Here is a 25,303-nt window from a genome sequence, read left to right as displayed (position 1 = left end):
GGCCGGTGCATGACGGCGCATTATAATTAGAATGCGTATCATTCGCAATGATCGGCGGCCCTGCTATCGTCTATGAGCGACCCTCCATGGCCTTCAACGTGCGGTCGCGGGTGGCGATCAGGTGGTCGCGCATCGCCGCCGCCGCCGCCTCGGCGTCCTTGGCGCGCAGCGCCTTGCAGATGGCGATGTGCTCCTCCAGCGAAGGATCGAAGGCGTTCGGCACCTTCTCGATCACCGCGTTCCGGCACCAGGCTACCGAGTCCCTCAGCGTCGCCATGATGCGGGCCAGCCGCTGGTTGGGGCAGTGGGCCAGCACGAAGTCGTGGATGACCTCGTCCACCTCCTGCAGGCGGGCCTGCCGCTCCTCCTCCGGAGCGGGCCGGCCAGCGGCGATGTAGGCTTCGGTCATCGCCTCCACCTCCGCCTCCGGAGCATGGGGGGTGGCCAGCTCCGTCACCAGCGGCTCCAGGGCGATGCGGAGCTGGAACACCTCCATCAGGGCGTTGCGATCGATCTCCGCCACGAAGATGCCGCGCCGCGGGTAGATGTGGACCAGCCCGTCCGCCTCCAGCCGTTTGGCGGCGTCGCGCAGCGGCGTGATGCTGATGTTCCACAGCGCCTTGTACTGGTCCAGCATCAGCCGCGATCCCGGCGCCAGCCGGCCGGAGATGATCTCGCTCCTCAGCCGCTCGGTGACCTGCTCGCCGATGGAGGCCGTGTCGAGGGGACCGCTGCCGTCGAGCATGGAAGACCGTTCCTCAGTGAATCGCCGCAGACGGAGGCGCCGCGTCAGGTCCGACATTTTAACACCGCGCCTCCCCCGCCTTCAAACCCGCCTTCACGTCCCTGGGGCATCGGGGGCCGTCACCGCGCCGTGAACCAGGCGAGCGGCGCCATCACCAGCTCCGGGAACAGCACCAGCAGGAACAGCACGGCGGTCTGCGCCAGCAGGAAGGGGCCGACGCCCTTCATCAGGTTCGACATCGACATGCGTCCGACGCCGCAGACCACGTTCAGCACCGTGCCGACCGGCGGGGTGATCAGGCCGATGGCGTTGTTCATGATGAAGAGGACGCCGAAGTAGACCGGGTCGATGCCCGCCTGTTTGATGATCGGCATCAGCACGGGAACCATCAGCAGGATGGTCGGCGCGAAGTCCAGCGCGGTGCCGACGATCAGCACGATGACCATCAGCGCGACCATCAGCAGAAGCCGGTTGTCCATCACCGGGGCCAGCAGATCGGCGAGCTGGGCCGGGATGTTGGACGCGGTGATCAGCCAGGCGGAGATGCCCGCCGCCGCCACCAGGAACATCACCACAGCCGTCGTCTTTGCCGCGGACAGCATCAGACCGTACAGGTCGGCGATCTTCAGTTCGCGGTAGATGACCAGCCCGACGAACATGGCGTAGACCGCGGCGACCACCGCCGCCTCGGTCGGCGTGAAGACACCGGTCTTCAGCCCGCCGATGATGACCACCGGAAGCAGCATCGCCCAGAAGGCGTCGGCGGTCAGCCGCAGCCGCTCGCGCAGCGGAACCTTGGGCGGCGTGGTCAGGATCTCGCGGCGGGCCAGCCACCACCAGGTGACCAGAAGCGCCACGCCCATCATGATTCCCGGCACGATGCCGGCCAGGAACAGCTTGGTGATCGAGACCTGCCCGGCGACGCCGTACAGGATCATGCCGATCGACGGCGGAATGACCGGCGCGATGATGCCGCCCGCCGCGATCAGCCCGCCGGAGCGGTGGATGTCGTAGCCCGCCTGCCGCATCATCGGCAGCAGGATGGAGGCGAGAGCCGCCGTGTCCGCCACCGCCGAGCCGGACAGCGAGGCCATCAGGATCGCCGCGAACACCGCGACGAACCCCAGCCCGCCGCGCAGGTGGCCGACCCAGGCCATCGCCATGGCGATGATGCGCCGGGACATGCCGCCGGCGTTCATGAACTCGCCGGCCAGCATGAAGAAGGGCACGGCAAGCAGCGGGAAGCTGTTGGCGCCGTCCCACATGCTCTGCACGACAATCTGGGGGTCGAGCATCCCCATGAAGGCCATCAAAGCGAGGCCGGAGACGATCAGCGCGAAGGCGACGGGCAGCCCCAGCGCCATCGCGCCCAGAAGGCTGCCGACGAAGATGAAGATGGTCACGGCGCCGTTTCCTTCAGCGTCTTCGGGCTCGCGAGCGGGCCGGGCAGGGTGCCGGGCAATGTGCCGGGTCCCTTGAGCCGGTTCGGGTCCACCTCGCCCATGCCCTCCTCCTCGACCTGGATCAGCTCGTCGTCGCCGACCTTGCCGAGCGCCAGCCGGACGAGGTTCACGATGCACATCAGCCCGATCACCCCGCCGGTCAGGTAGGTGACGCCGAACACCCAGATCATCGACAGGCCGGTCACCGGGGCGTGGTTCGTCGCGTTCAGATCGTGCTGGAGCAGCGTGCCCTGGACGATGACCGCGCAGCAGACCAGCATGATAACCTGATTGATCGCCCAGCAGACCTTCTTGCCGGCGCGCGGCAGCAGGCGGACCAGGGCATCCACGCCGAAATGCGCTCCTTCACGGAAGCCGATCACGGCGCCGATGAAGGTCATCCACACGAACAGGAAGCGTGGAAGCTCCTCCGACACGTCGATGCCGCTGTTGAAGACGGCGCGCAGCACGACGTTGCCGAACACCATGACCAGCATGGCGGCGATGCACACCACCAGGATGCCGTCGAGGATTCTGAAGAAGAGGGTGCCGTTCCACATCACGGATCTCCGGCAGGACGTCTCCAACCCGGTCACGCGCTGCGCGACCGCACGGTGTAGCGGGCGAGCTGGCCGGGATCGACCTCCACGCCCAGGCCCGGACCGCCGGGCACGGCAAGCCCGCCGTCCACCAGCGTGAAGTTGTCGGTCAGCAGGTCGTCGCGCAGCGGGTTGTGGGTGCGGTCGAACTCCACCATCGGCTCGTTCTGCAGCGGCACGCCGAGCGCCGTGTAGGGAACCAGCGGCGCCGTCGCCAGCGCCTGGAGCGCCGCGGCGAGCGCGATGCCGGACCCCCAGATGTGCGGGACGGTCATCACGCCGTGGGCGGTGGTCAGGGCCAGGATCTTCTGCCATTCGGTGAAGCCGCCGGCGCAGCAGAGGTCCGGCTGGGCGATGTCGATGCAGCCCCCGGCCAGCAGTTCCCGGAAGCCGTAGCGGGTGTATTCGCACTCGCCGCCCGCGATGGGCACGTCGATGGAATCGCGCACGCGGCGGTAGCCCTGGCGGTCCTCCGGCGGCACCGGCTCCTCGAACCAGCGGACGTCGAACCGCTCAAGCGCCCGCCCGATCCGGATGGCGCCCGCCGTGTTGTAGGCGTGGTTGGCGTCAACCATGATCAGGGTGTCCGGTCCCAGCACGTCGCGGACCAGCGCCACCCGCTCGATGTCCTGGGCGATCGGCAGCAGGCCGATCTTGATCTTGATCGCCGGCAGTCCGGCCTCGCGGTAGCGCTGCGCCTCCTCGGCCAGCGCCGCCATCATGCGTGGCGTGTCGCGGAAATAATCCGGGTAGTAGCAGCCGGTGCCGTAGGCAGCGACCTTGTCGCGGAAGGCGCCGCCCATCAGCGCGTGCACCGGCCGGTTCAGCGACTTGCCCCACAGGTCCCACAGCGCGATGTCGATGGCGCTCAGCGCCTCGATGTAGGTGCCCTTCTGGCCGAAGTCGCGGCAGAAGGAATAGAGATCCTCGAAGACCCGCACCGGCTGGTCGGCGCGGCGGCCGATCAGCCGGGGGGCCAGCACGTCGATGATGCAGCTTTCCGGCGGTTCCGCCGGGCCGTACTGCCCGCCCTCGCCCCAACCGACCAGACCGTCGTCGGTGGTGATGCGGACCAGCAGGCTGTTGCGCTCTGGGAAAGCCGCCTGGGAGGAATAGAAGGTCTTCGCGTTCAGCGGAGTCTTCAGGATGAAGGTGTCGATCTTTTTGATGAGCATCGGGGTTCCCACGGGGAGATCGGGCGTCGGACGGGCGCGCGGACCCACGGGCGGACTCGCGGCCCGCCCGCGGAGCACAGGGCGTGCGTTACGGGTTGGCCTTGCGGAGCTGGGCGAGTTCGGATTGCAGCAGGGTCATCGTCTCGGCACCGATTGTCGCGGCGTGCTTTTCATAGACCGGCGCCACCTTCTGGAGCATGCGCTTGCGCTCCTCGGCGGACAGCTCGTTCACCTGCATGCCGAGCTCCTTCAGGCGGGCCAGCGACTTGTCAGACTGCTCGCGGTTCACCCGGCGCTCCTCGGTGCGGGCCACCGCGGCGCAGGACTGCAGCACGTCCCGCTCGGCGGGCGACAGACCGTCCCAGATCTTCTTGGAGTAGAGGATCACCGCCGGCGTATAGGCGTGGTTGGTGACCGACAGGTACTTCTGCGCTTCGTAGAACTTGCCGGTCTCGATGTTGGCGTAGGGGTTCTCCTGCCCGTCGACCGCGCGGGTCTCCAGCGCCGTGAACAGCTCGCTGAAGGCCATCGGGACGGCGTTGGCGCCCAGCGTGGAGAAGGTGTCCATGAACACCGGATTCTGCATCACGCGGATCTTGGTGCCGCCCAGATCCTCCCATTTCTGGATGGGCCGGCGAGAGTTGGTGAGGTTGCGGAACCCGTTCTCCCAGTAGGCGAGATTGACCAGCCCGACGCCCTGGAGCTTTTCGGACAGTTGCTTGCCGACGGCGCCGTCGAGGATGCGGTCGGCCTCCTTCTCGTTCTCGAACAGGAAGGGCAGGTCGAAGACGCCCATAGCCGGCACCAGCGAGGCGAGCGGCGAGGTGGAGGCCACCACCATGTCCAGCGAGCCGCCGCGCACGAGCTGCACGGCCTGCATGTCGCTGCCCAGCGCGGCGTTCCAGAAGCTCTGGATCTTCATCTTCCCGCCGGACTTGTCGGCCGCGCAGGCGGTCAGCGCCGAAACCCCGGCGGCGAAGGGGTGGTCCTGAGCGACGGCGGCTGAGAGGCGCATGGTGCGCTCCGCGGTCTGCGCCTTGGCCGGGACCGCGGCGAACAGCGCCGCCACGGCGACCGTCAGGACGATGGACAGTTTATCGACGTTCATAGGGGCGCTCCTCCGATCCGCATTTTTCAGGGTCACGGTTCTGTGCCGGACCCAAAAGGTTGATGACGCGCACAATGCCTGATGCATCAGGCATTAGCAAGGCCATTTGCGTGCGAATTCGAACCGCCCAATTGTCGACGGGCGAGTGGTCGGTGCCGCTACGTGGCGTTGGAACGATCAAGGCAGGAGGTGAGCGTCCTCTTGCGGCGCGGTGCCGTCTCGATCCGGCGTCAGGGCGCCGCACCGCCTTCCGCAGCGGCGAGCGCCGCCTCCGAATCCACCGCGGCGTACCGGAAGCGGTGGGTGTCTTTCCTGGCGCCGTCCAGCAGGGCCAAGCCGCTGTCCATATCCCGCCGGCCAGCGGCCCAGCGGTCCGCGATGGACGATGGCGAGAAGTCGAATCCCTTGGCCGCAAGCTCGTGGCTCGCCGCCTGATAGGCCATGTGGATCAGCGTGGCGGTCGCTCCCTCCGGCTCGATCCTCTCGCGCAAGGCGAACTCCCGCTGCAGCGCCTGCACGCTCCGGCGGGCGTGGCTGGCGAACAGCAGGTCGTTGGTGCGCTCCAGAACGGCGTCCAGCGAGGCCGGTCGGGCGCTGCGCAAGCTGAAAAGCTCGACAGCGAAGCAGAGGATGTCCCGGTCGAGCGGCTCCATAAAGGGCAGGTCGAGCGGCAGATTGTTGGTGTAGCCGGGGTCGCAGAACAGGCGGCCATCGATCTCCACCGGCGAAAAGGCCGGGGTGATGGCGGCGCTCGCCATGATGTGTTCGGGCCGGATCTCGTCCCGGTTGCTGTCGAAATAAACCTCGTCTCCGGTTTCGATGTCGATGCAGCCGGCGGAAAAGCGGACCTCGGCGCGGTTGAGCAGGTCGAAGTCGATCAGGCGCTCAAGGGTGTCCCGCAACGGGGACTGATCGTAGAGCGCCACGTCGTTGGGCACCCAGGGGAGCACCGACCACAAGCCGGGGAAGCGGTGCCGGAAGATGCTGGGCCGTCCGAAGAGCGTGGCCATGACGGCATGGGCGCCGTTGTAGACTTGCCGGGCCTTCGCATGGCTGTGGGGCAGCAGCCCGGAGGTGTGGAGGGTCGCCTCCCGCCAGAACTGGCGAAGGCGTTCGAGGCGTCGCCCGGGGGGATTCCCGGCCAGGATCGCTCCGATGATCGCGCCGATGGAGGCGCCGATGATCCAGTCCGGCTGGACGCCACGGCTGTGCAGCTGCTCGTAGGCTCCGGCGTGGTAGGCGCCAAGCGCGTTGCCTCCGCCCAGGACGAGCACGATCCGGGGCCCTTCCTGGCGGCGGCGGGATGGCGGCGCCTTGACGGCGCTCGGTTCTGGGCCGGAAACCGCGGATCGAGACATCAGCATCACCCTCCCGTTGGCTGTTTGCGTTCTTCAGCGTCTCGCACTTGCGAAATGGACGCTCCGGTGGTGTCCAGCAAGGCCTGGCATTCTCCCCATCCGGAATTCCATGGTATGAACCGCGCCGACTTTTTCTCTGGCTGGTTTGGTTGAGGCAGGCTCGTCGCGGCCGGTTCCGGATGCTCCGGAGCCGTGCCGTGCATCGATGGAATGATAAGGGGCGAGTGCGTGACGGATCGGGCGGCGGGCATCGAAGCCCTGAGAGCCATCGAGGCGGACATCGGGCGCTTGCAGGCCGAAGCCGCGACGCTGCGTGCGCGGCTGGGGCTGTCCCCCGGCGTTCCCGCGCCATTCGAAGCGGATCAGGCGCTCGCCGTCGTGCAGAGCGCCAGCGAGCATGCCATCGTCACGACCGATCTGGAGGGCCGCATCACCGGCTGGAATCCCGGTGCGGCCAACAATCTGGGCTGGAGCGCGGAGGAGGCGCTCGGCCAGGACGCCGGCACGCTCTTCTTCACCGCCGAGGACCGGGCCGCCGGCCAGCCCGAACGCGAAATGACCTTGGCGCGCACCCACGGCCACGCCACCGACGAGCGATGGCACACGCGCAAGGGCGGCCGCTTCTTCGCCCAGGGAGAGATGACGCCCCTGCTCAACACCCGGGGCGAGCACATCGGCTATGTGAAGGTGTTCCGTGACCGCACCGGCCAGCGGTTGGCCGAGGATGCGGCCAGCGCGGCGGCCACCGAATTGCGCCTGCTCGCCGACGCCCTGCCCCTTCTGGTTGCCATCGTCGGACCCGACCACCGCTATCGCTTCGCCAACCGCTTCTACGAGGCGTGGTTCGGCGTGTCGCGCGAGCGGTTGATCGGCATGCACGCGCGCGATCTGATCGGCGAGGCCGCCTATCAGGCCCGCTTCGCCCAGATGGAACGCGCGTTCGGCGGCGAGGTGGTCGAGTATGAGGGCTTTTTGCCGAACCGGGACGGGGAGCGGCGGGACTGCCACATCCATTACCTGCCGCGGCGCACCGCCGACGGCGCCGTCGACGGCATCTATGTCCAGGTCATGGACATCACCGAACGCAAACGGGCGGAGGAGGCGAGGCGGCGAGCCGACGAGCGCATCCGGCTCGCTCTCGACGCCGACGCGGTCCTCGGCACCTGGGTGTGGGATCTGGTGGAGGATCGTTTCACCGGCGACGTCCGCTTCGCCCGCACCTTCTCCCTCGATCCGGCGGCGATGGAGCGCGGCTTGCGGCTCGCCGACGTCGTTCGGTCGATCCATCCCGACGACGAACCCCGGGTCCAGGCGCTGATCGCCCGGGCGCTGCGCGACGGAGGGCCCTACAGCGCGGAATACCGCGTGCGCCAGTTCGACGGCGGCTATCGATGGATCGAGGCCAACGGTCACGTCACCCAGGACGACGCCGGTCGCCCCCTGCGCTTTCCCGGAGTCCTGTTGAACATCCACAGGCGCAAGATCAACGAGCGTTATCAGGCCGCTCTTCTCCAACTCGGCGACCGCCTGCGTCTGCTCGACGAGTCGGCCGGCATCGCCGCCGCCGCCGCCGAAATCGCCGGTCGGACGATGGAGTTGCTGCGCACCGGCTATGGGACCACCGACCCGTCCCGTTCCGCACTCACGGTCGAGCGCGACTGGTGCCGCTCTCCGGAGGTCGTGAGCGCAGCCGGCCGCCATCGCTTCGCCGATTACGGCTCCTACATCGAGGATTTGAAGCGTGGAGAGGTCGTCGCCATCGCCGACATCACCGGTGATCCGCGCACCGCCGGCGATTGCGGTACCTTTCTGGCGCTTGGCGTCCGCGCCCTGCTGAACGTGCCGCTGATGGAAGAAGGCGGGCTGACGGGCGTCTTCTTCCTCCATCACGATTCGCCGCGCGTGTGGAGCGAGGAGGAGATCGCCTTCGTCCGGGGGGTGACGGACCGCACCTGGGCCGCGATGAGCAAGGCCGAGGCCGCCCAGGCGCTGCGGCGGCTGAACGACACGCTGGAACAGCGCATCGATGCCGCCATCGCCGAACGCGACCAGCTGTGGCACAGCTCCCGCGATCTCATCGTGATCACCGATCGAACGGGATGCGTCACGCTGACCAACCCGGCCTGGAACCGGGCCTTCGGCCATCCCGAGGGCATGACCGCCCGTGTCCCCCTCACCGACTTCGTCCATCCCGACGACCACGGCGTGTTCCAGCGCGTGCACGCGACGATGGGCATCGGCGAGACCGTCACGAACGTCGAAGTGCGGATGCGCGCCGCGGACGGCGCCGAGCGGCTGATCGACTGGTCGGTGGCGGCGCTGGAAGGTGGCTTTTCGGCGACGGGACGCGACGTGACCGAACAGCGCCGTGTCGAGGAGCAGCTTCACCAGTCGCAGAAGATGGAAGCGGTCGGACAATTGACCGGCGGCATGGCGCACGATTTCAACAATCTGCTGCAGGCGATGTCGGGCTGCCTCCACCTGATCGAGCGGCGCGCCGGCGAGGTCGCCGGGGTCCGGAAGATCCTCGACGCCGGCCGGCAGGCGGTCGACCGTGGAGCCAGCCTGATCCGCCAGCTGATGGCCTTCTCGCGCCGTCAGAGCCTGCAGCCGGAAGCCTTCGACGTGCGCGATAGGCTGCTCGGCATGCGCGTTTTCCTGGACCGCGCGCTGCGCGCCGACATCCAGCTGGAATTCGACCTGGAGGACGGGCTGTGGCCGGCCATGGCCGACCCGGTGCAGTTCGAGCTGGCGGTGCTGAACCTCGCGACCAACTCGCGCGACGCCGTTCCGGCGGCCGGACGGGTGGTGATCGGCGCCGGCAACCTCCCGCTCTCGGGCGAGCATGGCCTGCATGGGGACTTTGTGCGGGTATGGGTCCAGGACAGCGGCCATGGCATCGCGCCAGAGTCGCTCGGGCGCGTGTTCGAGCCCTTCTTCACGACCAAGGCAGTGGGCCAGGGCACCGGGCTCGGTCTGGCCCAGGTCTACGGCTTCTGCCGGCAGTCGGGCGGGACCGCCACGGTGGAGAGCGCAGTGGGAAAGGGCACCACGGTGGCCTTGCTGCTGCCGCGCGCCGAGGCGGTTCAGGCGGAGGATAGGACCATAGGGCGGTCCGTGGTGGACGGCGGCGGCGGCCGCGTCCTGCTGGTCGAGGACGATCCCGTGGTGGCTCCGGTCATCACGGCCGCGCTGGAGAATCTGGGCTATCGGGTCACGCGGGCCGCCAACGGGGAGGAGGCCTTGCGCCGCTTGCAGACGGGGGAGGAGACGGATCTGCTGTTCAGCGACGTGGTGATGCCGGGCGAGGTCGACGGCATCGCCTTGGCACGGGCGGCGCGCACCCTGCTGCCCGACTTGGCGGTGGTTCTGACCACCGGCTACAGCGAGAACCAAGCCGGGCTGGAGGGCCTGCCGGTGTTGTCCAAGCCCTACCGGATCGAGGATCTGGCGACGGTCTTCCGCGAGGAGCTGAACCGCAGGAAGCGATCGCAACCACCGCCACGGTAGCGTCCGCCGTCATGGCGCCGTGGCGGCGGAGGAAGACTCCCTCCGTCAACATGCGGACGATCCCGGCGCCGTCCCCACCAAGAAAAAACTCTCTTGACCCTGTAGTGACTCCAGGGTCCAGGATGGCGCACGACAGGCAGCCGCGCGTCCTTCCCCACCGCGGCCCCTCATATCGCCGGTCGGAGTGGAACATGCAGGACGAGACGATGGAGGCCGCCCCGCCAGTCACCGGGCAGGCCTTGCGCTACAAGGTGGCGGGCATGGATTGCCCGAGCTGCGTCGGCAAGATCGAAACCGCGTTGCACCGTCTGCCGGGAGCGTCCGGCGTCGGGCTCAACCACCATTCGCAGATCCTGCGGCTGACGCTGGACGAGGCGACGACGCCGCGCGCGACGGTCGAGGCGACGATCCGCGGGCTCGGCTTCGGGGTGGAGCCCGCCGATACGATCCACATTTCCGAGGGCGGCGGCGAAACGTTTGATCCCGCCGCCCGGCCGGAGCCCCGCTGGTGGCAGACCGGCCGGGGCCGTATCGCCATTCTGATCGCGCTGCTGGTCGGGGGCGGTTATCTGCTGTCCTGGCTGGCGCCGGGCGTGGCGGATCACGCGCCGCTGCCCGCTGCCCTGTTCGGGCTGGCCGTCTTCGGGCGCCGCGCCGTCCGGCTCGCCCGCTCCGGTTCGCCCTTCAGCATCGAAATGCTGATGTCGGTGGCGACCCTGGGCGCGCTCGCCATCGGCGAGACGGAGGAGGCCGCGGTGGTCGTCCTGCTCTTCGCCATCGGCGAGCTGCTGGAGGGCGTCGCCGCCGGAACCGCCCGGTCGGGCATCCGGGCACTGTCGGCGCTGGTTCCGCGGTCCGCGCTGCTGATCGAGGGGGAGAGCGCCCGCGCGGTGCCGGTGGAGCGGCTGGAGGTCGGGCAGCTCGTGCTCGTCCGGCCCGGCGACCGCGTGTCCGCCGACGGCGTGGTGGAGGAAGGCGAGTCCGACATCGACGAATCCCCGGTGACCGGCGAGTCCGTGCCGGTCGCCAAGGCCGTGGGCTCACCGGTCTTCGCCGGCGGCATCAACGCCACCGGGGTGCTGCGCGTCCGCGTCACCCGCAAGGCGTCGGACAACACCATTGCCCGCATCGTCCAGCTCGTCGAGGAGGCGCAGGCCGCCAAATCGCCCACCGCGCGCTGGATCGAGCGGTTCAGCGCCCGCTACACACCCGCCGTCATCGCCGTGTCGGTCCTAACCGTCCTGGTGCCGCCGCTGGCCTTCGGCGGGGACTGGCACAGCTGGATCTACCGTGGTTTGGCGCTGCTGCTGATCGGTTGTCCCTGCGCGCTGGTCCTCTCCACCCCGGCGGCCATCGCCTCCGGGATCGCCGCGGGCGCCCGGCGCGGCCTGCTCATCAAGGGCGGTGCCGCGCTGGAGGCGATCGGCAAGGTGCGGACCATCGCCTTTGACAAGACCGGCACGCTGACCCTGGGGCAACCGCGGGTCACCGACATCGTTCCGCTCGACGGAAATGAGCGCACACTGCTCGGCCTCGCCGCCACCGTCGAGAACGGCTCGGCCCACCCGCTGGCCCGCGCCATCCTGGAGCGCGCGGCGGCGGACGGCGTGCCGCTGCGCCCGGCGCATGACCGCAAGGCCGTTCCGGGGCGGGCGGTGCAAGCGGTGGTCGGCGGGCGCCTGATCGAGGTCGGCTCCCCCCGCCACGCCGTCGAGCGGGGCGGCGCCGGGGCCTTGCCCGCCGACACCGTCGCCGCCTTCGAGGAGGAGGGCAAGACGGTCGCCGCGGTCCTGGCGGACGGACGGGCCATCGGCCTTCTGGCGCTGCGCGACGAGCCGCGGCCCGACGCCGCCCGGGGGATTGCCGCGTTGCGCGGGCTCGGCGTGCGAAGCGTCATGCTGACCGGCGACAACCGCCGCACTGGACAGGCGGTCGCCCGGACGCTTGGCCTGGCGGTCGAAGCCGAACTCCTGCCGGAGGACAAGATGCGCGCGATCGCCGGCCTGAAGGGGCAGGGAACGGTCGCGATGATCGGCGACGGCGTCAACGACGGTCCGGCCTTGGCCGCCGCCGACGTCGGCATCGCCATGGGCGGCGGCACCGACGTCGCGCTGGAGACCGCCGATGCGGCCCTGCTGGGCAACCGGGTCGAGGGGGTGGCCGAACTCGTCATCCTGTCGCGGGCGACCCTGGCCAACATCCATCAGAACGTCGCCTTCGCCCTCGGCCTGAAGGCAATTTTCCTGGTGACGACGCTGTTCGGCGTCACCGACCTGTGGCTGGCCATCCTGGCGGACACCGGCGCCACCATCATCGTCACGCTCAACGCGTTGCGCCTGCTCCGCCGCAACGGCGGCAGCCTCCCGGCTTCGCAGCCGGCTGCTTGAAGGCCATCCGCTTGAAGGCCATCCGCTTGAAGGAAAGAATCATGAAGACGACATGGGCGGCCCCGTCCGCCGGCCTGAGACTGGCGGGTGCCATCGGTGCCATCGTCCTGGTCCTTGACCAGCTCAGCAAATGGGCCGCGCTGGAGCATCTGCTGGAACCGCCGCGGCTGATCGAGGTGGCGCCCTTCCTGAATTTGGTGCTCGGCTTCAACACCGGCGTCAGCTTTGGGCTTCTGGAGAACGACAGCGCCTACGGACCCTGGCTGCTTTCCGGGGCCGCGCTGCTCGTCGTCGCGGTTCTGGTGGTCTGGGCCGCCCGCTCGGACAGCCGCGCCGAGGCGGCAAGTTTCGGCGCCATCGCGGGCGGTGCGGTGGGCAACGTCGTGGATCGCCTGCGCCAGGGCGCCGTCACCGACTTCATCGACCTTCATGCCTTCGGGTGGCACTGGCCGACCTTCAACGTCGCCGACATCGGGATCACCGGCGGCGTCGGGCTGCTGCTGATCTCCGGGCTGTGGCCGCGACAGACCGACAAGCAGTCCTGAGCGCAAGCTTACCGGCAAACGAGGAGAAAACGACAATGACCGTCCTTCCGTTCAACCGACGCCGGGCGGTGACGCTGCTCGGCGCCATCGGCCTGCTGGCCGGCGCCCTCATGGCCCTGGCGCAATCCCCGGCCGCCGCACCAGCTCCGGAGGTCCCCGCGACGGCGACGACCCCGCGCATCCTTGGCAGCCCCGACGCGCCCGTCGAGGTCGTCGAATACGCGTCCCTCACCTGCCACCACTGCGCCACCTTCCACAACGAGGTGCTGCCCCAGGTGAAGAAGGAGCTGATCGACACCGGCAAGATTCGCATCGTCTACCGGGATTTCCCGCTGGACCGGGCCGCTCTCGATGCCGCCGTCCTGACCCGCTGCGTGCCACCCGGACGGTACTTCGCCATCCTGTCGGTGCTGTTCGCCAAGCAGGACGACTGGTCCCATGCCAAGGACCCGCGTGAAAGCCTGACCCGCTACGGCCTGCTGGCGGGATTGCCGAAGGAGACCTACCAAGCGTGTCTGGACGATCAGGCTCTCAGCGACGCCATCCTTCAGTCGCGCCTTGACGGTGCGGAAAAGCACCAGATCGATTCGACCCCGTCTTTCGTGATCGACGGCAAGACGCACAAGGGGGTGCTGAGCTACGAGGCGTTCTTGAACGCCTTGCGACCGCTCCTGCCGCCGTCCTGATGACTCGGCGCAGCGCCCGCTTCAACGGTTCCACGGACTGACACACGGCATCGGACTGAACACATGGCACATCATCACAGTCACGATCATGGGCACGATCATGGGTACGGTCACACGCATGACCACGGGCATGGCGAAGCGGGCCACAGCCACGACATGCCGACCGTGACCGAAAGCAGCGAGCGCAAGGTCTTCTGGGTGATGCTGCTGACCGGCGGCTTCATGCTGGCCGAGGTGGTGGGCGGCATCGTTTCAGGCTCGCTGGCGCTGCTCGCCGACGCCGGGCACATGCTGACCGACTTCGCGGCGCTGGCGCTCGCCTGGTTCGCCTTCCGCCTGGGCCGCCGCCCGGCCGACCCGCTGCGCTCCTACGGTTACCACCGCTTCCAGGTGGTGGCCGCCTACACCAACGGGATCAGCCTGTTCGCCATCGCGCTGTGGATCGTCGTCGAGGCGGTCGGACGTCTCTTCGATCCGGTCGAGGTGATGGGACCCCAGATGCTGGTCATCGCCACGCTGGGGCTGCTGGTCAACATCCTCGCCTTCTGGATCCTGAGCCGCGGCGGGGACGGGAACCTCAACGTCCGCGGGGCCGCCGTCCATGTCCTCGGCGATCTTCTCGGCTCGGTCGGTGCCATCGCCGCCGCTCTGATCATCCTGTGGACCGGCTGGATGCCCATCGACCCGATCCTTTCGGTGGTGGTCGCCCTGCTCATCCTGCGCAGCGCCTGGAGGATCACCAAGGAGGCCGGGCACATCCTCCTCGAAGGCACCCCGCCGGGCATCGACGCGGCCAGCGTCGGCGCCGCCCTGGGCGAGGTCGCCGGGGTGTCGGACGTCCACCATGTCCATGTCTGGTCGCTCAACACGGAGCGTCTCCTGCTGACCCTGCACGCGGTCGTCGAGGACGGCGCCGACCGGAACCGGGTGCTGCGCGACGTCAACCGGATCCTTGAGGAGCGGTTCGGCATCCGGCACGCCACGGTGCAGCTGGAGCACGGCGGCTGCGCCCACGCCGACCAGGGACACCGGTGACGCCGCTACCGCGGATAGCCGGCGAATTTGTTGACGGAAATGGAGGTCGCCGCCACCTGCACATGCCGGGCGAGTTCCTGCTCGGCTGACTCCGGCGTCCAGCGGGTGGTGGGGACGGAGATGTTCAGGCCGGCGACCGCGTGCCCATGCTCGTCGGTGATGGCGGCGGCGACCGAGATGTCGCCCATCACCGTCTCGTTGGTCACCACGGCATAGCCTTTTTCCGCCGCCTCCTGGACGCGGGCGCGCAGCCGGCCGGGGTCGTTCACCGTGAAGGGGGTGAGCGGGCGGAGGTCGGTGCGGGCCAGGATCTCCTCCCGCTCCTCCTCCGACAGGCGCGACAGGATGGCGGTGCCCGACGCGGTGAAGTAGGCGGGCAGCCGGCTGCCGACCATGATGTCGATGTTCACCAGATGCCGGCCGGGGAAACGGGCAACGAAGACGATCTCGTGGCCGTCCAGCTCCTGGAGGTTGGCGGTCTCGCCGACGCTGCGGCTGATCTCCAGCAGGTAGGGCGATGCCTTCTCGATCAGTTCGTTCGCCCGCAGGTAGTTGTAGGAGAACTGGAGCAGCTTCGGGCTGAGCGCGTAGTTGCGCGTGCCGTGGACGCGCCGCAGATAGCCCAGCGTCTCCAGCGTGTAGACCAGCCGCTGGGCGGCGCTGCGGTCAAGCCCCGCCGCCTTGGCGATCTCGGACAGCGGCATCTGCCGGTGCGGGCCGTCGAAGGCGTGCAGGATCTGGAAGGTCTTCTCGGTCGAGCCGACGAACAGCGACGACTCGCGCGGGTCGGCCTTCGGCTTGACGGCCGGCGCGGCATCGGCCTGCTGGGCGTCGCCGCCCGCCATACCGCCCGCCATACCGTCCGCCATGCCGCCCGTTCTGGTGGTCTTTCCGGCCTTCATGGGTGCTCGTCCTCGCGTCGTCGGCATGGTGCGCCTACGCATAGCATCCGGCGCGCCGGATGCCACGCGCAAGCGTTGCCACCGTTCAGGCCACCGCGGCGGCCGGCAGCCCTTCATAGGTGGTCAGGAGGCGCGACAGTTCGCTTTTCAGCGCCTCGCGCAGCTCCGCCCGCGGCTCGCGCAGCGGCGGCAGCATCGCCGGGGCGTTCACGCCGATCAGGTCCATCACCGACTTCATCGGGCCGGGGTTGGTCTCGGCGAAGGCGAGGTTCATCATCGGGATGAGGGTGCGGTGGACCTCCAGCGCTTCGGCGGTCTTGCCGGACGAGGCGAGGTCGAAGACCAGGCGCCAGGCGCGCGGCAGGAGGTTGGCCGTGACCACGATGCCGCCCTTGGCCCCCGCGGCCACATGCAGTGGGAACAGGGTGTCCTCGCCGCTCAGCATGGCGAAGGACGGGTCCAGCCCGGCCATGGTGCGCAGGAAATGGTACATGTCGGTGTTGCAGGCCTTCATGCCGACGATCCGCTCGTGGCGCGACAGCTCGTGCAGCACCTCCGGATCGACGGCGATGCGGGTGCGGTAGGGGATCTCGTAGATCAGGATCGGCACCGGCGACTCGTCGGCGTAGCGCAGGAAGTAGTCGCGGATGCCGGCCTGGGTCGGGTTGGTGTAGTAGGGCGTCAGGACCAGAAGGCCGTCCACGCCGGCCGCCGCGAAATCGCGGCCAGCGGCCAGGGCGTCGTGATAGCCGGTGTCGAGGACGCCGGCGATGACCGGCTTCCTGCCCGCCATCGCCTCGACCGTCAGCGCGGCGAAGCGGTTGCGCTCGGCCCGCGCCAGCGCGCCGTACTCGCCGGTGCCGCCCAGCGGAACCACCCCGTCGATCCCCTGGCGGTTCAGCCAGGAGAACAGCGCCTTCGAGGCCGCGACGTCGATGGTGCCGTCGGCGGTCACCGGCGTCGGGGTGGCGGGCAGAATGCCGCGGAGTTTGGTGGCGTCGAGCATGATGTATCCTTGGAAGTGCGAAGAGGTGAAGCGTCGGTTCCGGTGCGGATCAGGAGGCCAGGCTGCGCCGGCGCAGCCGGTCCGCGGCGTAGATCAGCACCGCGACGAAGACGAGGAGACCGGTCGACACCGCCGCGATGACGGGGGAGACCTGCAGCGTCACCTCGTCCCAGAACTGCTTGGGCAGGGTGGCGCTGAGCCCACCCGACGAGAACAGCGAGATGGTCAGCTCGTCGAAGGAGGTGGCGAAGGCGAACAGGAAGGACGACAGCATGCCGGCGCCCAGGATCGGGAAGGTGACGTGGCGCAGCGCGGCCAGCGGACGGGCGCCCAGGCTCTGCGCCGCGAGGTCGAGCCGGGTGTCGTAGTTGCGCAGCACCGCCGTCATCGTCATCACCACATAGGGGACGGCGACGACCGTGTGGCCGATCACCAGACCCAGGATGGTGCCGACCAGCCCCATCTGGGCGAACAGGTAGAACATGCCGACCGCGATGATCATGCGCGGCACGATCACCGGCGACAGGATGAAGGCCAGCATCGCGCCCTTGCCCCGCATCCGGCTGCGCACCATCAGGAAGGCCGCCGGCACGCCGATCGCCATCGACAGCAGGCCGGTGCCGAAGGCCACCACCAGCGAGCGGGTCAGCGCCTGCATCCACAGCGGCGACTGGAAGAGCTGCTCGTACCATTGCAGGGAGAAGCCGGTGGGCGGCCAGGCCAGACCGGCCTTGCCGAAGGACAGCGGGATCATCAGGAAGGCCGGCAGGCTGATCAGCACCAGCATCGTCCACACCAGCGTCCGCAGGGCGGCCGACGGCATCTCGCCGGTGCCGCGCGGGCGGCGGCGCGGGAACAGGCCGAGCAGGGCGTCGCTCGCGGCACCCAGCAGCCCGAGCACCCGGCCGCCCAGCCGCCGCATGGCGGTGTCGCGGTTGTGCGCGGCCCCCGCGGTCTCGCCGGTCAGCGTCGCGAAGCCGAAGACGCGGTCGTAGAGGACGAACACCGCCAGCACCACCGTCAGCAGCAGCACCGAGATGGCGCCCGCCAGGCCCCAGTTCAGCGTTTGCTGGATCTGGTCGATGATGAGCTGGGTGATCATCGTCTCGCGCCGCCCGCCGAGCAGGGCCGGCACGATGAAGAAGCCGATGGCCGTCACGAAGACCATGATCGCCGCGGCGGCGACGCCGGGCAGCGACAGTGGGAAATAAACAGTCCAGAAGGCGGTGCCGGGACGCGCGCCGAGCGTGCTGGCGGCGCGGGGCAGCGTGCGGTCGATGTTCTCCATCACCGCCAGCATCGTCATCACCGCCAGCGGCAGCATGGCATGCACCATGCCGACCAGCACCGAGCCGAAGCCATAGAGCAGGTCGATGGGCCGGTCGATGATGCCCAGCGACATCAGCGTGCCGTTGATGACGCCGTTGCGGCCGAGGATGATCACCCAGGCGAAGGCGCGCACCAGGAAGCTGGTCCAGAAGGCCAGCAGCACCCAGAAGATCAGACGGCTCTTCGCCGGCCCCTTGGTGATGGAGATCAGGTAGGCGATGGGGTAGGCCCCGGCCACCGCGACCAGCGTCGTCGCCAGCGAGATCTTCAGCGTGATCCACAGCACGGTGACGTAGAGGCTGGACGAGAAAAGCTGCTGGTAAGGCGCCAGCGTGAAGCCCTGGCCGTTGTAGACGCTGAGCGCCAGGAGCTGCCCGACCGGGAGGACCAGGAAGACGGTGAGGAGCAGGACGATGGGGGCGCCCATCAGCACCGGCTTGCGCCAGGCCGGCGGGGCGCCGCGCCGTGGAGCGGCGTGAGACATGGTCATGATCTGGTCGCTCATGTCAGGCCGCCTTGGCCGTGGTTGCGGGCATGGCCGCCGGGCCGCTGTCCGCGATCACCACGGCGTCGCGGCTGTCCCAGGACAGCGCCAGCACGTCGTCGATGCGGATCGCCTCGGCCTCGTTGCGGGTGGCGAAGGCGGCGACCAACGGCGGCAGGGCGTCGTCGAGCGGCTGCATGTAGACCTTGGTCAGGCTGCCGGTGACCATCACGTCGGACACCCGGCCCATCACGGCCGAAGCACTGTTGTCCGACGGACGGGCGATGGTCAGGTTCTGCGGGCGCACCATCACCCGCACCGGGGTGCCCGGCGGCAGGTCCTGGCCGTTGGCCAGCGCGCGGCCCGGGATGCCGGTGCTGCCCAGCCGGATTTCCGCCTCGTCGCCCAGCCGCGGCCCCAGCGAGGCCGGCAGCAGGTTGGACTCGCCGAGGAAGTCGGCGACGAACAGGGTGCGCGGGCGGAAATAGAGGTCGGCCGGCGTGCCGAGCTGCTCGATGCGGCCGGCGTTCATCAGGCAGATGCGATCGGACATCGTCATCGCCTCTTCCTGGTCGTGGGTGACGTAGACGACCGTCGTCCCCAACTCGCGGTGCAGATGCTTGATCTCAAGCTGCATGTGCTCGCGCAGCTTCTTGTCGAGGGCGCCCAGCGGCTCGTCCATCAGGATGATCGACGGCTTGTAGACCATGCAGCGGGCCAGGGCGACGCGCTGCTGTTGGCCGCCCGACAGCTCGCGCGGGTAGCGCCCGGCGATGTGCGGCAGGTGGACCATCTCCAGCGCCTCACGCGCCCGCTTCTTCGCCTCGGCCTCCGGGATCTTCCGCATCTTCAGCGGGAAGGCGATGTTCTCGGCGATCGTCATGTGCGGGAACAGGGCGTAATTCTGGAACACCACGCCGATGTCGCGCTCGTAGGGCGGGGCGTAGGTCACATCCTGCGCGCCGATGCGCACGATTCCTTCGTCGGGCGGAACCAGCCCGGCGAGCAGACTGAGCAGCGTCGTCTTGCCCGAGCCCGAGGGGCCGAGCAGGGTCAGGAATTCACCGTCGGCGACCACGAGATCCGTGGGGGCGAGCGCCACGAAATCGCCGTAGCGCTTGGCGAGGCCCTGGACGGTTAGGCTGGACGACGACATGGCAGGTCTCCTCGCGTCGAAAAGGGAGTGGGGAAAAATGCGGGAGCCCCGCGACCGGCCCCGCCAAACAGGAAGGGGGGCCGGTCGCGGGTCCTCAGTCGGGACGGAGCGTCCCGTCGCCTCAGCTCAGCAGCCAGGCGTTGTAGCGCTCGAGCGCCTTCTGCTGGTTGTCCAGCCAGAACTGCGCGTTGATCTTGACGCCCTTCTCGATGTTTGCCGGGAAGGTCGGGCAGTTGGGGGCGATCGCCGGATCAATGTGCTTGAAGGCGTCGGGCATGGTGACGCCGGCCGGGAAATACTTCACCAGCTCCGCCTGCCGCTTCGGATCGCAGGTGAACTTGATGAACTGGCGGCAGGCGTCGGCGTTCGGCGTGCCGGCCAGGATGGCCCAGTTGTCGAGGCCCCAGATGTTCTGGTCCCAGACGATGCCGACCGGAGCGCCAGCGGCGATCGCCGCCTGCGGGCGCGACACCCAGGTCGGGACGAGATCGACCTCGCCGGAGATCAGCATCTGCTCGACCTGCGCGCCGCTGGTCCAGAAGATCGGGATGTCCTTCTTGATGCGGTCCAGCGCCTTGAAGGCGCGGTCGAAGTCGCAGGGATAGACCTCGCCGGTGGGCACGCCGTCGGCCATCAGCGCCTGCTCGATGGTGTCGAAGGGGTGTTTGCGCAGGGCGCGGCGGCCGGGGACGCCGGCGACGTCGTAGAAATCCTTCCAGGAGGCCGGCGCCTTGCGGCCCTTGAAGGCGTCGGTGCGGTAGGCCAGCACGGTGGTGTAGACGTTGGTGCCGACGCCGTATTCCGACATGTACTGCTTAGGAATGCCGGCGACCGCCGGATCGTTCTCCAGCCCGTGCTTTTCCAGCATCGGCTTGTCGCCGCTGGTCAGCATCAGGATGGCCGGCTCACTGATCTTGGCCATGTCCCAGGTGTAGGACTTCGCCTCGACCATCGAGCGGATCTGCGCGGTCGGCTCGGCGTTGGCCTGGACGCCGACGACCTCGATGCCGGTGGCCGCGGTGAAGGGCTTGTAGAAGACCTCGCCATAGGCCTTGGTGTAGATGCCGCCGTCGTCGCGCACGACGATGCGCTTGTTCTGCGCGCGGGCCGGGCTCCAGATCGCCGGCATGGCGAGCGCCGCGGTGCCGGCGGCGCCGGCTTTCAGCAGGGTGCGGCGGGACCAGCCGGTTTGACGTGTGCTCATGTCGGAACTCCTCGAGGATGGGCCGGGACGGCGGATGGGCGGGGGAGGGCGGGAAAATCAGCCGGGCGGCAGGAGCCGTCCGGGATTGAGGATGTTCTGCGGGTCGAGCGCCCGCTTGACGGCGCGCATCAGCGCCAGCTCCGCCGGCGGCTTGTAGCGGGCCATCTCGGCGAGCTGGACGCGGCCGACCCCGTGTTCGGCGCTGAAGGTGCCCTTGAGCCGGGCGGCCTCGTCGTTGACGGCGTGGCGCAGCGCGGCGGCGAGCGCGTCGCGGTCGCCCGATCCGGCGGCCTCCCAGGCGTCGAAGGTGAAGAAGGGGATGAAGTGGACGTTGCCGTCGCCGAGATGGGCGACGACGATCACCGGCAGGTTGGGCACCAGCGCGCGCACCGCCGCGGTCGCCACCGCGATGAAGGCGGGCACCGCCGACAGCGGCACCGCGCAGTCGGTGGTCAGACCGACGCCGGCCTTCTTGTTGGCCTCCGACACGCTGTGGCGGATCTCCCACATGGCGTGGCGCTGCGCCTCGCTGGCCGCCAGCGCCGCGTCGCTCAGCAGGCCGTCGGCGAAGGCGTCCTCCAGGATGGCCTGAATTTCGGCGTCGAGCGCCTCGCCGGAGCCGTTGTCCGACAGCTCGATCAGCACATGCCAGTCGGCCTCGCTCTCGATCGGGCTGCGGCGGCCGGGGACATGGCTGACCACCAGATCGAGCTGCAGGCGGTTGATCATCTCGAAGGCGGACAGCCGCGCCGCGCTGCGCCCCTGCACGCGGGTCAGCAGGGTCAGCGCGTCCTCCGGCGACGCCATTCCGACCCAGGCCACCGCGTGGCGCGTCGGCAGCGGGTGCAGCTTCAGCGTTGCCGCGGTGATGATGCCGAGCGTGCCTTCCGAACCGATGAACAGATGCTTCAGATCGTAGCCGGTGTTGTTCTTGCGCAGGCCGTACAGGCCAGACCAGACGGTGCCGTCGGCCAGCACGACCTCCAGCCCCAGCACGTTCTCGCGCGTGTTGCCGTAGCGCAGGACCGAGGTGCCGCCGGCGTTGGTGGCGATGGTGCCGCCGATCTGGCAGGAGCCCTCGGCGCCCAGACTGACTGGGTAGAGCCGCCCGGCCGCCGCCGCCGCCGCCTGCACGGTGGCGAGGACGCAGCCGGCCTCGACCTCCATCGTGTTGTTCACCGGATCGATGGCGCGGACCGCGCGCATGCGGGTCAGGCTGAGGATGACCGGGGCGGGTCCCGTCTCCGACGGAACGGCGCCGCCGCACAGGCTGGTGTTGCCGCCCTGCGGCAGAACCGGCACGCCGTGCCTGGCGCAGCAGCGCACCACGTCAGCCACCTGCCCGACGTTGGCGGGACGCGCGAGGCAGAGCGCTGGGCCGCGATAACGCCCGCGCCAGTCCTCGGTGACGGCATCCAGATCGGAGGGGGCGGTCAGGACGGCGTCGGCGCCGATCAGGCTCGTCAGTTCAGCGATCACGTCCACGCGCGATCTCCTTGATCTATCTATTACTCAATCGCTATGCGATTGCTTCAACTGGAATATGATAACTTGAGTTTTGTACTCCAACAAACCTCTTTTTGCGGAGCGTGCGCATTTTCGGCGCGCGGAAGCGTCGGTGCCGGGCACTGTCCGGGGGTCGGGTGATGCGCGGTCGGTCCTTCCGCCGTTTTGAAAAGGCGGCGAACCGCTGCCCGTCCCTTCCTTCTTAAAGTGTTGAAACGGGTTCACCGCTGCTGGCCGCGCTGGAGAAGGACGTGGGGGCATCCAGGTCTTCTGCCCGCGCTTCAACTGGGCGGGGCGCAAGGGCCACGTGCGCTTCGTTCCGGGCAACGCCTTTGGCCACACCAACGCCGTCTTCGCCGCGCCGGTCCGCGCCTTCGCCAGGGTCTTGCCGGCAACCGGTCTGGCGGCTTCCTCTCCGCCGCGTGGTCCGGCGGGATGGTGGCGAGGCGGCGGGACGCGCCGTGACCCGCCGCCCTGCCTCGCGCCGTTCTTACGCCCAAGCCCCGCTGTCCTTGACGACCACGGCGAAGCGGTCGGCCAGGGCGGCGAGGTTGGCGCGGTGCAGCGCCTCGGCCGGGATCACGCCGCCGGCCCCGTCGGGAAGATCGCGGGTGGCGCTGGCCGCGTCCACTACGGTGGTCCGCCAGCCCAGGTCGAGGGCGGCGCGCACCGTGCTGCTGACGCACATATGTGTCTGGAAGCCGGCGACGATCAGCTCCTTGCGCCCAGTGGCGCGGATCAGGGCGTCCAACTCCGTTCCGGCGAAGGCGTTGGGCAGGTGCTTCACCACCACCGTCTCGCCGTCCAGCGGGATCAGCGGGGCAACGATGCCGGACAGCGAGCCTTCCGGGTTGAACAGGGGGCCGCCGGGCTTGCCGTGGTGGACGATGTGGAAAACCGGGGTGCCGGCCTTGCGCGCCCGCTCCAGCAGATGCGTGGCCTCAGCCACCGCGGCCTCCACACCGACCAGGGGAAGGGCGCCCTCGGTGTATTCGCGCTGGGCGTCGATCAGCACCAACGCCGCGGAGTCGAGCGGGCTCGGCGTGGCGGGGGCTCCGGCGAGGGCGAGCAGGGTCTTCGGGGTGGCGCTCATGATGGTTGCGGCTCCGGAAAAGGGAAGGGTCGGGGCGCAGTGTGCCCTGTGTGCTTTTGGCCCGACATTCGATAGGTTTGCGCAATGACTGTTCATAAACAGACAGGCACCCCGAAACAGATGGGCACCCTGAATTGGGACGATCTGCGCATCTTCCTGGAGCTGGCCCGCACCGGCAGCCTGTCGGCGGCGGCGCGCGCGCTGCGGATCAGCCACGCGACGGTCGGACGCCGCGTCGCCGCGCTGGAGGAGGGGCTGGGCCGCAGTCTGGTGGATCGGCGGGCCGACGGTTACAGCCTAACCGCCGACGGCGAGGCGGTCTTTGCGCTGGCCGACGGGATGGATGAGCGGGCGCTGGCCATCCTGCGTCAGGTGTCGAGCCAGGCCGGGCTGACCGGCACCGTCCGGCTGACCACCACCCAGGCGCTGGCCGACCGCTTCCTGATGCCGCGGCTGGGGCCGTTCCGCGTCCGCCATCCGGGGATCGACCTGGAGGTGACGGTGGACAACCGCTCGCTCAGCCTCGCGCGGCGGGAGGCCGACGTCGCCATCCGGCTCGCCCGGCCGCAGCGCGGCGATCTGATCGCGCGGCGGCTCGCCACCATGGGCTACGGCCTGGTCGCCGCCGCCGGGGCGCCCGACACGGTGATCGGCTACGACGAGGCGCTGGCCGACCTGCCGGAGGCGGTCTGGCTGGCCCGCCACATGGCCGGGCGCCGCGTCGCCTTCCGCTCCAACAGCCTGCAGACCCAGCTCGCGGCGGCGAAGGCGGGGTTCGGGGTGGCGCTGCTGCCTTCCTGGCTGACGGCGGGGGAGCCGGATCTGGTGCCGGTGCCCTGCGACGCCCCACCGCTGGAGCGCGAAGTGTGGCTGGTGCTGCACCCGGACCTGCGCGACGTACCGCGGGTGCGGGCAGTGATCGAGCATCTGGTCGCGCTGTTCACGGCGGAATTCGCCACCGATACCGCGCCGGAACGCTGAGGGGGCGGTTACTTCCGCGGCGCGAAGACGTCGGACAGCTCGGCGCAACACAGAACCCTTCGTCGGCAGCGTCGGCGATTCCTACGACAACGCCTTGGCCGAGACCATCAACGGCCTCTGCAAGACCGAGGTGATCCGGCGGCGCCGACCGTGGCGCACCCTGGAGGCCGTCGAGTTCGCCAACCCTGGAGTGGGTGGACTGGTTCAACCACCAGCGCCTGCTCGAACCCATCGGCGACATTCCTCACGCCGAGGCCGAAGCCCGCTGCTATGCCCAAACCGGGGACGTCGCCTTGGCAGCGTGACTCAAGCCGAATGGCCTCCAAGAAATCCGGCGCGGCTCAGATCGATCAAGGCAACCGCCCGCCCCCGGCGTCCAGCGTCAGAACCTCGGCCAAGCCCACCAGGGCAAATCGGACCAGATCAGTGTCGCGGCATAACAGGAACCAAGCCTACTTCAGCTGCAATTCTGTCCGGGAAACGGAGACCAGCTTACAACGACTTCGGCAGACGAAAGACGAAGAAACAGGTGCTGGCGACGGCGCTTTCCCGGCGGCAGCAACTCGTAAAGAAAGGTCTCGATGGGCTTCCAGACCGATACCCAGCCGAGGATGACAAAGCTTTCTTGTAAAATACGGGTCATCGGGCGAGCCGGAAAATTGTTGGAGATCTGCCAAGCAAGGAAAAGGCAGATGGACAGCACGACAAAGCCGATCAAGGCCGCTTGGCGCCACGTTCGGATCAACTCGCGATTCCTTTTCGCCTCGCCGGCAGCACAGGCCACGAAATGGCCGGTCAGCGCGGCGGCGACATCGAACGGCGGACACCGCGTCATCTCCTCGGCCGGAAGACGGATCACGATGCGAACCGGCTGATTGACGGGCAGTTCCTTCACCCGCCTCAGGAAATACTCCTCGGCGCCCGACGTCAGAGTGCCTTCGCGGAACGGCGACGGATCGACGCTGTCGAACAATTGCGACAGGTGGCAGAGCCTGATGTCGATGACGTCGTTCTTCGTCTCCACCGGCATCCTCATCTCCCGCGTTCAAGAC

Annotated in this window: 20 protein-coding genes and 1 pseudogene; 7 read left to right on the top strand and 14 right to left on the bottom strand. The window is 68.8% G+C overall.

Going from position 1 to position 25,303, the window contains the following annotated elements:
- Positions 1-70 precede the first annotated feature (70 nt).
- From H1Q64_RS25055 to H1Q64_RS25030, 6 genes are all read right to left on the bottom strand, one after another.
- Positions 71-745: a GntR family transcriptional regulator gene (locus H1Q64_RS25055; RefSeq protein WP_237906582.1), complete on the bottom strand. Its 675-nt coding sequence runs from the start codon at positions 743-745 to the stop codon at positions 71-73.
- Positions 746-864: 119 nt separating this feature from the next.
- Positions 865-2,148: a TRAP transporter large permease gene (locus H1Q64_RS25050; protein ID WP_237906581.1), complete on the bottom strand. Its 1,284-nt coding sequence runs from the start codon at positions 2,146-2,148 to the stop codon at positions 865-867.
- Positions 2,145-2,747, bottom strand: coding sequence for a TRAP transporter small permease (locus H1Q64_RS25045; RefSeq protein ID WP_237906580.1), 603 nt, complete (start codon positions 2,745-2,747; stop codon positions 2,145-2,147). The genes H1Q64_RS25050 and H1Q64_RS25045 overlap by 4 nt, the downstream gene beginning before the upstream one ends.
- A 32-nt stretch (positions 2,748-2,779) precedes the next feature.
- Positions 2,780-3,961 carry a mandelate racemase/muconate lactonizing enzyme family protein gene (locus tag H1Q64_RS25040; RefSeq protein ID WP_237906579.1) on the bottom strand — a complete coding sequence of 394 codons (1,182 nt, stop codon included), beginning with the start codon at positions 3,959-3,961 and terminating at the stop codon, positions 2,780-2,782.
- Positions 3,962-4,049: 88 nt separating this feature from the next.
- Entirely contained in the window at positions 4,050-5,069 is a 1,020-nt protein-coding gene (locus tag H1Q64_RS25035) for a TRAP transporter substrate-binding protein (RefSeq protein ID WP_237906578.1), read from the bottom strand.
- A gap of 230 nt (positions 5,070-5,299) precedes the next feature.
- Positions 5,300-6,343, bottom strand: a complete 1,044-nt coding sequence (locus H1Q64_RS25030) for a patatin-like phospholipase family protein (protein ID WP_237906577.1) — start codon at positions 6,341-6,343, stop codon at positions 5,300-5,302.
- Between the two features lie 312 nt (positions 6,344-6,655).
- Between H1Q64_RS25030 and H1Q64_RS25025 the strand changes: the two genes are divergently transcribed.
- The 5 genes from H1Q64_RS25025 to H1Q64_RS25005 all read left to right on the top strand — a co-directional run bounded on the left by H1Q64_RS25025 (position 6,656) and on the right by H1Q64_RS25005 (position 14,590).
- Positions 6,656-9,937, top strand: coding sequence for a PAS domain S-box protein (locus H1Q64_RS25025; protein WP_237906576.1), 3,282 nt, complete (start codon positions 6,656-6,658; stop codon positions 9,935-9,937).
- Between the two features lie 191 nt (positions 9,938-10,128).
- Positions 10,129-12,324: a heavy metal translocating P-type ATPase gene (locus H1Q64_RS25020; RefSeq protein WP_237906575.1), complete on the top strand. Its 2,196-nt coding sequence runs from the start codon at positions 10,129-10,131 to the stop codon at positions 12,322-12,324.
- A gap of 41 nt (positions 12,325-12,365) precedes the next feature.
- Positions 12,366-12,869 (top strand): signal peptidase II, encoded by a 504-nt coding sequence (gene lspA / locus H1Q64_RS25015; protein ID WP_237906574.1) that lies wholly within the window; start codon positions 12,366-12,368, stop codon positions 12,867-12,869.
- A gap of 35 nt (positions 12,870-12,904) precedes the next feature.
- Positions 12,905-13,555, top strand: a complete 651-nt coding sequence (locus H1Q64_RS25010) for a DsbA family protein (RefSeq protein ID WP_237906573.1) — start codon at positions 12,905-12,907, stop codon at positions 13,553-13,555.
- A gap of 156 nt (positions 13,556-13,711) precedes the next feature.
- Complete coding sequence (locus H1Q64_RS25005) at positions 13,712-14,590, top strand: cation diffusion facilitator family transporter (protein ID WP_237906572.1); 879 nt, start codon at positions 13,712-13,714, stop codon at positions 14,588-14,590.
- Between the two features lie 5 nt (positions 14,591-14,595).
- On the opposite strand, the gene H1Q64_RS25000 is transcribed toward H1Q64_RS25005, so the two are convergent.
- The 7 genes from H1Q64_RS25000 to H1Q64_RS24970 form a co-directional block, all read right to left on the bottom strand.
- Positions 14,596-15,492, bottom strand: coding sequence for an IclR family transcriptional regulator (locus tag H1Q64_RS25000; RefSeq protein WP_419468857.1), 897 nt, complete (start codon positions 15,490-15,492; stop codon positions 14,596-14,598).
- 85 nt (positions 15,493-15,577) lie between these two features.
- Positions 15,578-16,498, bottom strand: coding sequence for a 4-hydroxy-tetrahydrodipicolinate synthase (gene dapA, locus H1Q64_RS24995; RefSeq protein WP_237906571.1), 921 nt, complete (start codon positions 16,496-16,498; stop codon positions 15,578-15,580).
- A 49-nt stretch (positions 16,499-16,547) separates the two neighbouring features.
- Positions 16,548-18,311 (bottom strand): ABC transporter permease subunit, encoded by a 1,764-nt coding sequence (locus H1Q64_RS24990; protein ID WP_237907191.1) that lies wholly within the window; start codon positions 18,309-18,311, stop codon positions 16,548-16,550.
- A gap of 22 nt (positions 18,312-18,333) precedes the next feature.
- Positions 18,334-19,467 carry an ABC transporter ATP-binding protein gene (locus tag H1Q64_RS24985; RefSeq protein WP_237906570.1) on the bottom strand — a complete coding sequence of 378 codons (1,134 nt, stop codon included), beginning with the start codon at positions 19,465-19,467 and terminating at the stop codon, positions 18,334-18,336.
- Between the two features lie 121 nt (positions 19,468-19,588).
- A complete protein-coding gene (locus H1Q64_RS24980) occupies positions 19,589-20,671 on the bottom strand; it encodes an ABC transporter substrate-binding protein (RefSeq protein ID WP_237906569.1) in 1,083 nt (360 codons plus the stop codon).
- Positions 20,672-20,728: 57 nt separating this feature from the next.
- Positions 20,729-22,156, bottom strand: a complete 1,428-nt coding sequence (locus H1Q64_RS24975) for an FAD-binding oxidoreductase (RefSeq protein ID WP_237906568.1) — start codon at positions 22,154-22,156, stop codon at positions 20,729-20,731.
- A 511-nt stretch (positions 22,157-22,667) separates the two neighbouring features.
- Positions 22,668-23,270, bottom strand: a complete 603-nt coding sequence (locus tag H1Q64_RS24970) for a cysteine hydrolase family protein (RefSeq protein WP_237906567.1) — start codon at positions 23,268-23,270, stop codon at positions 22,668-22,670.
- A 120-nt stretch (positions 23,271-23,390) separates the two neighbouring features.
- On the opposite strand from H1Q64_RS24970, the gene H1Q64_RS24965 reads away from it, so the two are divergent.
- Entirely contained in the window at positions 23,391-24,251 is an 861-nt protein-coding gene (locus tag H1Q64_RS24965; RefSeq protein ID WP_237906566.1) for a LysR family transcriptional regulator, read from the top strand.
- Positions 24,252-24,282: 31 nt separating this feature from the next.
- Positions 24,283-24,556 (top strand): annotated as a pseudogene (locus H1Q64_RS24960) (integrase core domain-containing protein); the annotation flags it as partial.
- Positions 24,557-24,708: 152 nt separating this feature from the next.
- On the opposite strand, the gene H1Q64_RS24955 reads toward H1Q64_RS24960, so the two are convergent.
- Complete coding sequence (locus H1Q64_RS24955) at positions 24,709-25,281, bottom strand: hypothetical protein (protein WP_237906565.1); 573 nt, start codon at positions 25,279-25,281, stop codon at positions 24,709-24,711.
- Positions 25,282-25,303 lie beyond the last annotated feature (22 nt).

The organism is Azospirillum brasilense (assembly GCF_022023855.1).
GTDB classification, from domain to species: Bacteria; Pseudomonadota; Alphaproteobacteria; order Azospirillales; family Azospirillaceae; genus Azospirillum; species Azospirillum brasilense_F.
The sequence above is the reverse complement of the archived record's forward strand: the minus strand, read 5'-3'. Positions and strand labels throughout refer to the sequence as shown.